General features: G+C 66.9%; 15 protein-coding genes. 7 read left to right on the forward strand and 8 right to left on the reverse strand.

The annotated features are described in order from the left end of the window. Positions 1-27: 27 nt before the first annotated feature. From AC3WS4_RS15815 to AC3WS4_RS15830, 4 genes are all read right to left on the reverse strand, one after another. On the reverse strand, positions 28-1,416 hold the full coding sequence (locus AC3WS4_RS15815; protein WP_492739278.1) for a pyruvate dehydrogenase complex E1 component subunit beta: 1,389 nt from the start codon (positions 1,414-1,416) through the stop codon (positions 28-30). Continuing rightward, complete coding sequence (locus tag AC3WS4_RS15820; RefSeq protein ID WP_187142072.1) at positions 1,406-2,014, reverse strand: hypothetical protein; 609 nt, start codon at positions 2,012-2,014, stop codon at positions 1,406-1,408. The genes AC3WS4_RS15815 and AC3WS4_RS15820 overlap by 11 nt, the downstream gene beginning before the upstream one ends. Next, positions 2,014-3,096 (reverse strand): pyruvate dehydrogenase (acetyl-transferring) E1 component subunit alpha, encoded by a 1,083-nt coding sequence (gene pdhA, locus AC3WS4_RS15825; protein ID WP_056350712.1) that lies wholly within the window; start codon positions 3,094-3,096, stop codon positions 2,014-2,016. Before pdhA ends, AC3WS4_RS15820 begins: the two co-directional genes overlap by 1 nt. Positions 3,097-3,341: 245 nt before the next feature. After that, positions 3,342-3,668 (reverse strand): FtsB family cell division protein, encoded by a 327-nt coding sequence (locus AC3WS4_RS15830; protein ID WP_492742877.1) that lies wholly within the window; start codon positions 3,666-3,668, stop codon positions 3,342-3,344. 96 nt (positions 3,669-3,764) lie between these two features. On the opposite strand from AC3WS4_RS15830, the gene AC3WS4_RS15835 reads away from it, so the two are divergent. Together AC3WS4_RS15835 and AC3WS4_RS15840 are read left to right on the forward strand one after the other, a co-directional pair. Then, a complete protein-coding gene (locus AC3WS4_RS15835; RefSeq protein ID WP_492739275.1) occupies positions 3,765-5,696 on the forward strand; it encodes a S9 family peptidase in 1,932 nt (643 codons plus the stop codon). A gap of 38 nt (positions 5,697-5,734) precedes the next feature. Beyond that, positions 5,735-6,151 (forward strand): hypothetical protein, encoded by a 417-nt coding sequence (locus tag AC3WS4_RS15840; RefSeq protein ID WP_492739274.1) that lies wholly within the window; start codon positions 5,735-5,737, stop codon positions 6,149-6,151. Between the two features lie 29 nt (positions 6,152-6,180). Here the strand turns inward: AC3WS4_RS15840 and eno are convergent, their stop codons facing one another. After that, positions 6,181-7,455 carry a phosphopyruvate hydratase gene (eno, locus tag AC3WS4_RS15845; protein WP_492739272.1) on the reverse strand — a complete coding sequence of 425 codons (1,275 nt, stop codon included), beginning with the start codon at positions 7,453-7,455 and terminating at the stop codon, positions 6,181-6,183. A 216-nt stretch (positions 7,456-7,671) separates the two neighbouring features. Between eno and AC3WS4_RS15850 the strand changes: the two genes are divergently transcribed. The 5 genes from AC3WS4_RS15850 (at position 7,672) to AC3WS4_RS15870 (ending at position 9,712) form a co-directional block, all read left to right on the forward strand. Continuing rightward, positions 7,672-8,205 (forward strand): hypothetical protein, encoded by a 534-nt coding sequence (locus AC3WS4_RS15850; RefSeq protein ID WP_492739270.1) that lies wholly within the window; start codon positions 7,672-7,674, stop codon positions 8,203-8,205. 16 nt (positions 8,206-8,221) lie between these two features. After that, entirely contained in the window at positions 8,222-8,671 is a 450-nt protein-coding gene (locus AC3WS4_RS15855; protein WP_056350700.1) for a phage holin family protein, read from the forward strand. A 44-nt stretch (positions 8,672-8,715) separates the two neighbouring features. Beyond that, positions 8,716-9,057 (forward strand): hypothetical protein, encoded by a 342-nt coding sequence (locus AC3WS4_RS15860; RefSeq protein ID WP_492739268.1) that lies wholly within the window; start codon positions 8,716-8,718, stop codon positions 9,055-9,057. Beyond that, entirely contained in the window at positions 9,041-9,403 is a 363-nt protein-coding gene (locus AC3WS4_RS15865; RefSeq protein WP_056350698.1) for a hypothetical protein, read from the forward strand. The genes AC3WS4_RS15860 and AC3WS4_RS15865 overlap by 17 nt, the downstream gene beginning before the upstream one ends. Before the next feature lie 93 nt (positions 9,404-9,496). Further along, a complete protein-coding gene (locus tag AC3WS4_RS15870) occupies positions 9,497-9,712 on the forward strand; it encodes a DUF4170 domain-containing protein (RefSeq protein WP_187142079.1) in 216 nt (71 codons plus the stop codon). A gap of 110 nt (positions 9,713-9,822) precedes the next feature. Here AC3WS4_RS15870 and AC3WS4_RS15875 read toward each other — a convergent pair whose 3' ends face one another. From AC3WS4_RS15875 to AC3WS4_RS15885, 3 genes are all read right to left on the reverse strand, one after another. Further along, the gene (locus tag AC3WS4_RS15875) at positions 9,823-10,101 is read right to left on the reverse strand and encodes an ETC complex I subunit (RefSeq protein ID WP_056350694.1); all 279 of its coding nucleotides are present in this window, start codon (positions 10,099-10,101) and stop codon (positions 9,823-9,825) included. A 148-nt stretch (positions 10,102-10,249) separates the two neighbouring features. Beyond that, on the reverse strand, positions 10,250-12,715 hold the full coding sequence (gene hrpB / locus AC3WS4_RS15880) for an ATP-dependent helicase HrpB (RefSeq protein WP_492739266.1): 2,466 nt from the start codon (positions 12,713-12,715) through the stop codon (positions 10,250-10,252). Next, a complete protein-coding gene (locus AC3WS4_RS15885) occupies positions 12,712-13,098 on the reverse strand; it encodes a DUF1801 domain-containing protein (RefSeq protein WP_492739265.1) in 387 nt (128 codons plus the stop codon). Before AC3WS4_RS15885 ends, hrpB begins: the two co-directional genes overlap by 4 nt. Positions 13,099-13,102 lie beyond the last annotated feature (4 nt).

Below are 13,102 nucleotides of genomic sequence, written 5' to 3' on the forward strand. Positions count from 1 at the left end.
TCCTCGCAATGACGAGGGCTCAGGCGGTCAACGGTTACAAACCGCCTTCACCGCCGCGATCACGCGCGGCGTATCGACGAGCGCGAGCTTTTCGAGGTTCGCGGCATAGGGCAGCGGCACATCCTCGTTGCACACGCGCGCTACCGGGGCGTCGAGGTCGTCGAAGCCATGTTCCATCGCGACCATCGCGAGTTCGCTGGCGATCGAGCAGGTCGGCCAGCCTTCCTCGACGACGACCAGCCGGTTGGTCTTCTTGAGGCTGGCGAGCACGGTGACGGTGTCGAGCGGGCGCAGCGTGCGCAGATCGATGACCTCGGCGTCGATGCCCTCGGCGGCGAGCGCGTCGGCGGCTTCGAGCGCGAGCCCGACGCCGATCGAGTAGCTGACGATGGTGACGTCGGTCCCCGCACGCATGATCCGCGCCTTGCCGATCGGCAGGACGAAATCGTCGACCGCCGGCACGTCGAAGCTGCGGCCGTAGAGCAGCTCATTCTCGAGGAAGACCACCGGGTCCTCGCTGCGGATCGCCGCCTTCATCAGTCCCTTGGCATCGGCCGAGTCATAGGGCGAGATCACGATCAGGCCGGGGACGCTGGCGTACCAGGGCGCGAAATTCTGGCTATGCTGCGCGGCGACGCGGCTCGCGGCCCCGTTCGGCCCGCGGAACACGATCGGACAGCGCATCTGGCCGCCCGACATATAGTTGGTCTTGGCCGCCGAGTTGATGATGTGGTCGATCGCCTGCATCGCGAAGTTGAAGGTCATGAACTCGATGACCGGCTTGAGCCCGCCCATCGCGGCGCCCGAACCGAGGCCGGCAAAGCCATATTCGGTGATCGGGGTGTCGACGACGCGCTGCGCGCCGAATTCCTCGAGCAGCCCCTGCGTCACCTTGTACGCGCCCTGATATTCGGCGACTTCTTCGCCCATCACGAAGACGCGGTCGTCCTTGCGCATTTCCTCGGCCATCGCGTCGCGCAACGCTTCGCGGACGGTGGTCTTGACCATCGCGGTCCCCTCGGGGATCGCGGGGTCGGAGGCGCGCTCGACCGCGGCGGGCTTTTCCGCCGCGGGTGCGGGTGCCGGGGCCGGCGCAGCGGCCTTGGCTTCCTCGACCGGAGCAGGCGCCGGAGCGGCAGCCGCGGCAGCCGCGGCAGGCGCCGCCGCTTCCTCCCCCTCGCCCGAAATCGTCGCGATCACGGTGCCGACCTTCACATTGTCGGTGCCCTCGGCGACCAGGATCGACGCGATCACGCCCTCGTCGATCGCTTCATATTCCATCGTCGCCTTGTCGGTCTCGATCTCCGCGAGGATGTCGCCCGACTTCACCGTGTCGCCTTCCTTGACGAGCCACTTGGCGAGCGTGCCCTCTTCCATCGTCGGCGACAGCGCCGGCATTTTCAGTTCAATTGCCATTGGAAACCTCGGTCATCGCTTGATCTTCTTTCATCGCTACCAGCGCCGTCATGGTCCCGTCGGCCAAGCGGAGGCATTTCGACAATACCGCACCCGGCGGCAATTTCATTTCGCTACACTCGGACATCGGCAGCGTCTCCGAGCCAACCGGTCCGTCAAAGGTTCCCTGAGGCGGTGGCCCCGGGTCGGGCAGGACGGGAGCGGCCTGAATGGCGGCCGCCACCGCCTTGTAGTTTAGGCGTGCACCATGGGCGTCAGCCTGCAAGGCGCCGATGATGATCGCCGGGGCACCAACTGCCGAACCGTAGATGCCATGCCGGTTCATATACTGGACGAGCGGCGTTTCGGGATCGCGCAATTTCCACTGCACCCGCAGCATTTCATCGAGATGTCCGCGGAATCGCCTCGAGGCCTCTCGGTCGGCCAGCATCGTGAAATCCGCCGGAGACAGCGTGGACTTCAGGCATGCGACGGCTTCGTCTACTGTTTGCGGCACGCAAGCTGCAACCTTCTCCGCGTCGTACGACGCCGGCAGCTCGGCCATGGCGGGAACAGCGCCCGCCAAACCAACCACCGCCGCAATGACGAAACGGTGCATCAATATTGCTCCACCAGCACGTCGGTATAAAGTTCATGCAACTCGGGTTCGGGCGCGCTCTCGGCGAAGTCCGCCGAGTCCGCGACGACCTGCCGGATCTCCTTGTCGATATCCTTGATCTTGTCCTCGCTGATCCCGGCGTCGAGCATCAGCTTTTTCAGATGCTCGATCGCATCGCTCTTGTCGCGCACCGCCTGGACTTCCTCGCGGCTGCGATATTTGGCGGGGTCGGACATCGAGTGACCGCGATAACGATAGGTCTTGAGTTCCATCAGCACCGGCCCCTTGCCGCTGCGCACCCATTCGAGCGCTGCCTCGGCGGCGCCGCGCACCGCGAGCACGTCCATGCCGTCGACCTGCATCCCGGGGATGCGGAAGCTTTCGCCGCGGCGATAAAGCTGGTCCTCGGCCGACGAGCGGTTGACCGAAGTGCCCATCGCGTACTGGTTGTTCTCGATCACGAAGATGATCGGCAGCTTCCACAGCTCGGCCATGTTGAAGCTTTCATAGACCTGGCCCTGGTTCGACGCGCCGTCGCCGAAATAGGCCATGGCGACGCCGCCGTCGCCGCGATATTTGTGCGCGAAAGCCAGCCCGGTGCCGAGCGACACCTGCGCCCCGACGATGCCGTGACCGCCATAGAATTTATGCTCGACGCTGAACATGTGCATCGAGCCGCCCTTGCCGCGCGAGATCCCCGCGGCGCGGCCGGTCAACTCGGCCATGATGACCTTGGGATCGATCCCGTAAGCGAGCATATGGCCATGGTCGCGATAGCCGGTGATGACGCTGTCCTTGTCGCCGTCGAGCGCCGACTGGAGTCCGACCGCCACCGCTTCCTGGCCGATATAAAGGTGGCAGAAACCGCCGATCAGCCCGAGCCCGTACAGCTGCCCCGCCTTTTCCTCGAAACGCCGGATCAGCAGCATTTCGCGGTAGAATGTTTCCAGCTCCGCCGGCGTCGCGTCATAGGGCGCGGGGTCTTGCGGGCGGTCGCGATTGGTCGCGGGCGCGGGGGTTGCGGCAGCATTTGGGGCGGGCTTTTTCGGCGCAGCAGTCTTGCGCACGGGTGCTTTGGCCAAGGCGGGTTCCTTTGCGGTTAGCCGTTACGGCAGGGCTTCCCTATAGGAGAGCCGCGCCGCACTTGGCAACGCCCGCTTGGCCCCCAAGGGGTCCAAGGATAGCTATGCAACAAGGGTGCAGCAATCGAGCCGACCCAACACCCGTCATTGCGAGCGGAGCGAAGCAATCTACAGCTCGCAACCTTGCGCAATGCCGGCGGCTGGAGATTGCCGCGTCGCCTTCGGCTCCTCGCAATGACGACCGATCAGGGCTTTTCGGCGGGGTCCATCGGAATGATCACCTCGTCGGGGTGATAGGCGCCGAGCTTCTCGCGCACATATTCCTCGGCCAGGTCGGGATCGACGCGGCGGCGGTCGAGCAGATTGACCCGGTTCTTCAGCTCATTCTGCTTCCTGGTCAGCTCGGCGAGGACGACGCGCTGCTTCTCGACCGACTGGCCGTAGTCGCCCCAGGCATAGAGCCCGGTCGGGCCGAAGATCGCATAGCCGATCATCGCCAGCACCGCGATCACGGCGACGGTGGGACCTATGGCCCGGTTCACCGATTTCCGTACTTTGTGGCGCTGCGTCATCCCAGCCCTTGAATCACAAGTGATTCGCCGGGTCAAGCGGCTATACTTTGCTTTTCCACACGATAGTCTGCGCATCATATAACAGGGAGTTCACCGATGCGCTCGATTCTCACCGTCCTACTGCTCGCCACCGCCGCGCCCGTCTTCGCCCAGGTTGCGACCCCCGACCGTCCGGTCACCGATCCGCGGACGATCGCCTCGCCCGCCAATCCCGACGCGAAGCCGGTGCCGCTCGACGATATCGGCGTCACCCGCGCGCTGTACGATGCGGTGTGGAGCGCCGACGGCAAACAGATTTTCATCGCCACCGACCTGACCGGCCGCGTCAACATCTGGCGCATGGATGCCAACGGCAGCTGGCCGGTGCAGCTCACCCAGTCCGACGACGCGCAATCGGGGCTGGCGACGACGCGCGACGGCCAGTGGCTCTATTTCACGCAGGATGCCGGCGGGAACGAATATTACGACATCTATCGCGTGCCCACCGTCGGCGGCGCGGTCGAGAATCTGACCAACACGCCCGACCGCAGCGAAAGCGGGCTGCTCACCGGCCCGACCGGCGGCCTCGTCGCGCTGTCGACCAAGCTCAAGAGCGAGGGGCAGAGCAATCTCGCGGTGATGGATGCGGGCGGCAAGATCCGCAACCTGACCGCCGAAAATGACCCGCAGTTCAGCTGGGCGCCCGCTGCATGGGTCGATGGCGGCAAGGCGATCATCGCCAACCGCAGCCTCGTCGACGGGTCGGCGAGCGAGATCTGGCGCGTCGACGTTGCGAGCGGCGCCGCGACGCAGTTGCTCGGCAAGCCCAAGACCATCTATGCCGCGAGCGGCGCGACCCCCGACGGCGCGGTGCTGGCGGTGACCACCGACGAAGGCACCGGCCAGCCGCATGCCACGGCCTACACCGTCGCGACGAAAAAATGGCAGGGACTGCCCAAGACCCCGTGGGAGGAAACGAGCGATATCGTCACCCCCGACGGCAAGGCGATGTTCGTGCGCACCAACAACGACGGGCGTTCGACCTTGTCGCGGGTCGACCTTTCGACCATGACCAAGACCGAGCTGGCGCTCGATCCCGGCCGCGCGTCGATCCCCGGACTCACCGCGATCTCGCCCGACGGGTCGAAGATGTTCGTGACGCGCAGCGGCGCGGATTCGCCGACGATGCTCTATGCCTATGACCTCGGCGCGAACAAGGCGGTGCCCGTGGTGCCGCTGGCGATGGCCAGCCTCGCCCCCGCGACGCTGCCCAAATCGCAGATCGTGACCTACAAAAGCTTCGACGGCACACTGATCAGCGCGGTGGTGACGATGCCGTTCAACCTGAAACGCGATGGCAGCAACCCCGCGATCGTGATGCCGCACGGCGGCCCGACCGGCCAGTCGCAGGACGGCTTCTCGCGCTACGCCACCGCGTTCGCGACGCGCGGCTATGTCGTGATCCAGCCCAATTTCCGCGGCTCGACCGGCTATGGCAAGAAATTCCAGGAAGCCAATTTCCAGGACCTCGGCGGCGGCGACCTGAAGGACACCGTGGCGGCCAAGGCCTTCCTCGTCCAGTCGGGCTATGTGAACGACAAGAAGATCGGCATCTTCGGCGGCTCCTACGGCGGTTTCATGACGCTGATGGCGATCGGCCGCACCCCCGGCGAATTCGCGGCGGCGGTGCAATGGTTCGGCATCATCAACTGGCGCACCATGTACCGCGACCAGGACGAGTTCCTGAAAGCCTATCAGCGCAGCCTGCTCGGCACGCCGGAAAAGGATGGCGCGGTTTACGACGCCGCCTCGCCGCTGACCTATATGAAGGCAGCGAAGGCACCGCTGCTGACGATCCAGGGCGAGAATGACATCCGCGTGCCGCGCGGCCAGGCGCAGGAGGTTCACGACCTGCTCAAGGCCAAGGGCAATATCGTCGAGACGATCTTCTACCCCGAGGAGGGTCATGGTTTCCAGAAGCGCGAGAACCAGCTGGACTCGCTGCGCCGGACGATCGGGTGGTTCGACAAATATCTGAAGGGGGAGTGAGGGGCGAACGTGGGCGGCCAGACGACGAGCGATGCGCGATGAACCCGAGCAAGATTGCGGCGATGATGATGGCGACCGCGACGCTATCCTCCTGCCAGCCGCCCCGGATCATCGTCGACGTCTGTCAGCAAGCCGGACGAACCGGCTTTCATATCACGATGCCCTCCAAGGAAGCGCCGCAGATGGACAGGCTGACCGTCCTTGCCTCCGACAGCGGGGACAAGTCGTGGACGCGTATATGGTCGACCTACGCGCCGACGAACGCCGGGCGATACGAACCTTTCAGGTCCGACATCATATTATATGGCGATGTTCCTGCGGGCTGGCTTGGTGGCGGTCTTGTGCCTCCCCTTGCGGAAGGTATTTCATACGAAGTCATGATCGAGGGTGGGGGCCATAACGGGGGAACCACCTTTAGCCATGGACCACCGCTACCCGAATGCGGCACCCTGTAGCGCCTGCCGTCCTCCAACGCGGAAGCCGCTCACCCGAAAATCGCCGCCCCCGGGTAACGCGCCATGTCGCCCAGCTCTTCCTCGATGCGGATCAGCTGGTTGTATTTCGCGAGCCGGTCCGAACGCGCGAGGCTGCCGGTCTTGATCTGGCCGCAGTTGGTCGCGACCGCGAGGTCGGCGATCGTCGCATCCTCGGTCTCGCCCGAACGGTGCGACATCACGGCGGTGTAGCGCGCGCGGTGCGCCATATCGACCGCGTCGAGCGTTTCCGACAGCGTGCCGATCTGGTTGACCTTGACGAGCAGCGAGTTGGCGAGGCCGTCCTTGATCCCCTGCTCCAGCCGCAGCGGGTTGGTGACGAACAGATCGTCGCCGACGAGCTGGCACTTGTCGCCGACGAGGTCGGTGAGCGCCTTCCAGCCCACGAAATCATCTTCGCTCATCCCGTCCTCGATCGACTTGATCGGATAGTCGTTGACGAGCGCGGCGAGATAGGCGGCCATCTGTTCGGGGCTGAGCGACAGGCCTTCGCCGCTGATCTCGTACTTGCCGTTCTTGAAGAATTCGGTCGCGGCGCAATCGAGCGCGAGCACGACGTCGGTGCCGAGCTTGAACCCGGCTTCGTCGACCGACGCCGCGATGAAATCGAGCGCGGCGCGCGTCGAGGCGAGGTTCGGGGCGAAGCCGCCCTCGTCGCCGACCGCGGTCGCGAGGCCCTTCGCCGACAGGCCTTTCTTCAGCGTGTGGAAAATTTCGCTGCCCCAGCGCACCGCTTCGGCGATGCTGCCGGCGCCGACGGGCATGATCATGAATTCCTGCACGTCGATCGGGTTGTCGGCATGCTCGCCGCCGTTGATGATGTTCATCATCGGAACGGGGAGCGTGCGGGCGGAGACGCCGCCGACATAGCGGTAGAGCGGCAGGCCGCGCGCGTCGGCGGCGGCCTTGGCAGCGGCGAGGCTGACCCCGAGGATCGCATTGGCGCCGAGGCGGCTCTTGTTCGGCGTGCCGTCGAGGTCGATCATCATCTGGTCGAGTTCGCGCTGGTCCTCGGCATCGAGGCCGATCAGCGCGTCGGCGATGTCGCCGTTCACCGCGGCGACCGCCTTGGTCACGCCCTTGCCGAGATAGCGTCCCTTGTCGCCATCGCGCAGTTCGACCGCTTCATGCGCGCCGGTCGAGGCGCCCGAGGGCACCGCGGCGCGGCCGAAGCTGCCATCCTCCAGCAGCACATCGACTTCGACGGTGGGGTTGCCGCGGCTGTCGAGGATTTCGCGGCCGTGAATGTCGATGATGGCGGTCATGGAGGATCGTCCTGCTGGCGGCACCATATGGGCCGGTTGGAAAGGCGCCCGCCTGTTATCGGCGCCCTGCCCTTAGTGCAACCGTGCGCGTCGCTATTTTTGGGGGAATTTTGCCGCGCTATGGAACCATTCATCGCCTGTTGCTATATTATCGCAGAGACAGGGACAGGCGCGGCGGGCAAAGCCGCGCTTCGTATAAGAGAAGAGGACGAACCGATGGCCAAAGCCGCTACTCCCGCCGCCAAGAAGCCCGCTGCCAAGGCGCCCGCCAAGCCCGCCGCGACCAAGGCCGCGCCCGCGCGCAAGCCCGCGGCGGCCAAGAGTGCCGAGCATCCGATCCGCGACCAGCTCGCCGCCACCGGCGCGACGATCAAGAGCGAAGCCTCGAAAAAAGCCGCCTCGCTGAAGGCCGACGCGAGCAACCTCGCCGGCCAGGCCTCGACCAAGGCCCGCGACGCGGCGACCAAGGGCAAGGACAAGGCCGCCGAAGCCGTCGGCAGCCTCGCCAAGATGCTCGAGGACAGCGCCGGCACCGTCGACAGCAAATTCGGCAAGCAATATGGCGACTACGCCCGCTCGGCCGCCTCGACCGTCGCCGGCCTGGCCACCTCGCTCGACAAGAAGGACCTCGACGAACTCGCCGCCGCGACCAAGGATCTGGTCAAGAAGAACCCGGCTGTGTCGGTCGGTGCCGCAGCGGTGCTCGGCTTCGTGCTGGCACGCCTGCTCAAGGGTTCGAGCAGCGACTGAAACCCAGCCATTCGCAATGTCACCGCCAAAGCCTGACACCCCTGCCCCGTCCGAAGAGGGCGCGTTCAACCGCGTGAGCCACGGCTATGCGCCCGACGGGCGCCCGGTCGCCCCGCCGCCGGTGCCGCTGGAAAAGATCGTCGGCGACGTCGTCGACAATCTGCAGGCGGCGGCGGAGGCCGAGGTAGCGCTGCTCAAGGCGCGCGGCGCGCTCGCCTATCATGGCGTCGGCTGGACCTCGGCCTGGGGTTTTGTCGCGGGAAGCGCGCTCGTCGTCGCGATGCTCGCGCTGGCGTTCGGCGCGATCCTCGTGCTGGCCGTCCAGGTCGGGCCGTTGCTCGCGACGCTGATCGTCGTCTCGGCGCTGCTCCTCGTCGCCGCCTTTGCGGGCTGGCGGGCGAAACTCAGCTATGGCGATGTCAAAGCCGCGTTCCGCGACGATTTTCTTGCGCGGGGAGATGATTGATGCGCCCATCGCGAACCCGCCTGATCAACGCCGCGCGCCGATCGATGATCCAGCGCGCCGAATTGCAGCGCAAGCTCGGCGCGGCGGGCGAGGCCTTCAAGCCGAAGTCGCTCTACAACCGCGGCAAATACCGCCTCGGCGCCAAGGTCGACGACACCGCGGAGGCGGTACAAAAACAGTTCAGGAACAATCGCTTGCCGATCGCTCTTGCGGCGGCGGCGGGGATCGCCTGGCTGCTCCGCGACCCGATCCGGGAGCATGCCCCCCGCCTCGGCCGCCGCCTGCGCGATCTCGCCGAAGCGGGCCTCGACAAGCTACGCCCCGATCAAGGCGATGTGGGTGAAGATCGTGAAATTACGGAGGACCAGAATGAAGCCGCTCAGTGAAACCGCCCGGGAAACCACCGCCAAAGTGAGTGAAGTTGCGCAGAAGACCGCCGAAAGCGCCAAGCTGACCGCCGAGGCGGCGAAGGCGCGCATCCAGGACGGTTATGGCCGCGCCCGCGCCGCGACGAACGAGCTGGCCGCCAAGGGCGCCGAACAGGCCGGCGTCGCGCGCGAAGCCGCCGGCGAAGCGCTCGCCAAGGGCAAGGCGCAGGCGAAGCGCGCCAATTCGAAGCTCAAGGATGTTGCCGAAAAGCAGCCGATCGCGCTCGTCGCGGGTGCGGTAGCGATCGGTGCGCTGCTCGGCGCGCTGCTGCCCAAGAGCGGCGGCGGCGACAAGGACGCGTAAGACAGGAAGCGGACAGCTTGCTTGCCTATTGGCGCGTAGCGGAATAGGGGCGCCCGCATCCCCTCCCCAGTCTACCAGCGCTAGGAAACCAAGATGAGCAAATTGCACCTGGTCTTCGGCGGCCGCGTCAGCGACCCGCAGGGCCTCGACTTCGTCGACCTCCACAATCTCGACGTTGTCGGCCTGTATCCCGACTATAAGGCCGCCGAAAAGGCATGGCGCAGCGCCGCCCAGCGCACCGTCGACGATGCCGAAATGAAATATGTCGTCGTCCACCTGCACAAGCTGCTGCAGCCGGACGCGGAGTAACCAAGCCGCGTCATTGCGAGGAGCGAAGCGACGCGGCAATCCAGAGAGTAGGCGTAAACCGCCCTGGATTGCTTCGCTTCGCTCGCAATGACGAAGCTGTGATTTAAGCCTCAGCGGAAATTGTCGGCGTAGGCCTGGATCTTGAGCGTGCGCGCCGGGGTCGCGATAACCTCCGCGTCGATGCCTTCGCGCGTCGCATAGGCCACCGCCTCGTCGCGGCTCGCAAAGCCCAGCTTGAGCTGACGCTGGGTGTCGCCGCTGCCCGCCCACCCCATCAGCGGATCGGCCTTGCGCGCCTCGGCGGGGGCGAATTCCAGCACCCAGCGCTGCGTGCCTGCGCGGCCCGACTGCATGGCGTTCTTGGGCTTCTGGAAAATGCGGGCTTTCATAGTCTCGTCCTTGGATGGCGCTGTTGCCGCGCCTTAGCGCCAAGCGGGGGCGACGAAAAGAGGAAAGCCGTCGCCCCCGCGCAGGCGAGGGCCGTTGTCGGCCTTGCGCCACACCGCCAGCGGCCCCCGCCTTCGCGGGGGCGACGATCTAATGCCCATCCCTTCGCGCCTGCGCCGCCTTGGTCAACAGGGTCGGTCGCGCCGTCGCGGGGTCGTCGGGCCAGCTATGCTTGGGGTAGCGGCCGCGCATTTCGCGCGCGACCTCGTGCCAGCTGCCGCTCCAGAAGCTCGCGATGTCGCGGGTGGTCTGGATCGGGCGGTGCGCGGGCGAGGTCAGCGCGAGGACCAGCGGTACCGGCGGTTCGCCGACGGCGGGGTGGCGCGCCAGCCCGAACATCTCCTGCACCCGCACCGACACCTGCGGCCCGCCGTCGGCGCCATAGTCGATCGCATGGCGACTGCCCGCCGGCGTCGCATAAACGTCGGGCGCGCGCTTTTCGAGCAATTGCCGCGCCGGCCAGTCGAGCAGCGCCATCAGCGCATCGGTGAGCTTTCTGTCGCCGATATCGCGCAGCCCCCGACATCCGGGCAGCAGCGGCGCGAGCCAGATATCGAGGCTGTCGGCGAGGGCGGCGGTCGACAGCGCGTCGATGCCCGCGAAGGAGGCGCGCAGCCGCAGCGCCTGCGATGCCGGACCCCAGCCGATCAGCCCGAGCCCCTTGTCGCGCACCGCAGTCAGGCGCAGCGCCGCGTCGTCCCCGGCGCCCTCGTCGCGCCCGGCCTTGCCGCTGGCCAGCGCGATGGCGCCGAGCCGGCGTTCGCGGCGATGATCGACGCGGTCGTTGGATGCGTCATAGCTGCTCGCCGAATGGGCGACGATGCGATCGGCGAAGATCGCCTCGACCTCGATCTGCGCGATCGGTGCGGCGGCGAGGATGCGCACGCCCGCCGCATGGCCCTGCGCATCGGCGATCGCCAGCCATTCGCTACCCGCGAGCGGATCGAGCGGGTCGAGCTTATAGGCGCGACCGCCGACGCTGAGATATTCGCCGCGCTGGCCGGCGCGCTGGCGCGCCACGCGGTCGGGCCAGGCGGTCGCGATCCAGCCGCCGACCGAGCGCGAGGTCAGCGGCGCGCTGTCCTCGACGCGTTTTTCCGCCAGCGCGGCGAGCCGGCGCCCCAGCCGCCAGGCCCCTTCGGCGCGGTCGCCTTTCGCGCCTTTCCAGCGCTGGAGCCGCGCCTCGACATCCACGCCGCGCCCGCCGAGTCCCGGTTCGGTCAGCAACACCGCGAGCCGCGCGGCGAGTTCGGCCTCGCCCGCCGCCGCCGCGTCGAGGATCATATGCGCGAGCGGCACCGGCAGCGGGATCGCGGCCAGCGCATGGCCATGCGGCGTAATCCGCCCGTCGGCCGCCAAGGCGCCGATCGCCTGCAGCCGCGTCTTCGCCTCGGCGATCGCGGCGGGCGACGGCGGGTCGAGCCAGCCCAATTGGCGCGGATCGACGATGCCCCAGCTCGCGCAGTCGAGCACGACGGGCATCAGGTCGTTCTCGTGGATTTCGGGCGGATCGAAGGGCGGCATGCCCGTCGTCGCCGCCGCCTCCCACAGTCGGTAGGCAACGCCCGGCCCCTGCCGTGCCGCGCGGCCCGCGCGCTGGGTCGCCGAGGCCTGGCTGGCGCGTTCGGTGACGAGCCGCGCGATGCCAGCCGCCTTGTCGAAGCGCGGGCGCCGCGACAGGCCGGCGTCGATGACGATGCGCACCCCCTCGATCGTCAGGCTGGTCTCGGCGATGCTCGTTGCGAGGATCAGCTTGCGCTTGCCGTTCGCGTCGCGAACCAGCGCCGCGCGTTGCAGCGCCGGGTCGATCTGGCCGTGCAGCCGGTGGACAACGAGCGGCAGCCGCGTCTCCTCGACCGCGGTCGCCGCACGTTCGATGTCGCCGGCACCGGGCAGGAAGGTCAGCATGTCGCCCTCGGGCTCGTCGGCAAGCGCCTTGCGCACGGCCGCGAGGACGCTGACCTCGAGCCGGTCCTCGGCGCGGCGGCCGATGTGGCGCAGATCGAGCGGCCAGATCTTGCCCTCGCTCTTCACGACCGGCGCATTGCCGAGCAGCGCGCCGAAACGCGCACCGTCGAGCGTCGCCGACATCGCGACGAGCCGCAAATCGTCGCGCAGCCCCTGTTGCGCGTCGATGGCGAGCGCGAGCGCGAAATCGCCGTCGAGGCTGCGTTCATGCACCTCGTCGAACAGCACCGCGGTGACCCCGGTCAGCTCGGGATTGGCAAGGATGCGGTTGCGGAACAGCCCCGGCGTCATCACCAGCAGCCGCGTGTCCTTCGACTGCTTGCTGTCGAGGCGCGTCGCATAGCCGACGAGACCGCCCACCTTCGTCCCCGTCTCCTCGGCGATACGCTCGGCGGCGGCGCGCGCGGCGAGGCGGCGGGGCGAGAGCAACCACACGACGCCCTTGCACCAGGGCTGTTTGAGGATTTCAGGCGCGACGCGCGTCGTCTTGCCCGCGCCCGGTGGGGCAACGACGACGGCATTGGGCTTGAGCGTCAGCGCCGCCATGATGTCGGGCAGCACCGCGTCGATCGGCAGGGTCAGGCTCATGTCCTTGTCGACGGATTGCCGAGATCGAAGTTAAGCCGATAGGCCTCCGCCGCGAGCCGTTCGACGACCGCGACATCGATGACCGTCTCTTCGGTCATGATGAGATTGCCAAGCTCATATTTGCCGCTCGCCTTGATGCGCGGCTCGATCTCGCGCAGCCTCTTGCCGCGCCAGAAGCCGAGCAGCACGCGTTTCTCCTCGGCACGGATCAGGATGCAGGGACCATTCGCCAGGAAGACGAGATTGGTCCATTTGATCGTCTCTTCGAAAGCCGCAGCCCGCATCACGGCGGCGCGGAGCATCGTGCAAAGCTCGAGCTGCCAGCCCGACAAGGCGGCGATATAGGCGTCGGGGCTTTCGGCCGCGGGACCCATCATCGCCATGACC

It is taken from the genome of Sphingopyxis sp. EU05-FHT14B03, from assembly GCF_058790875.1.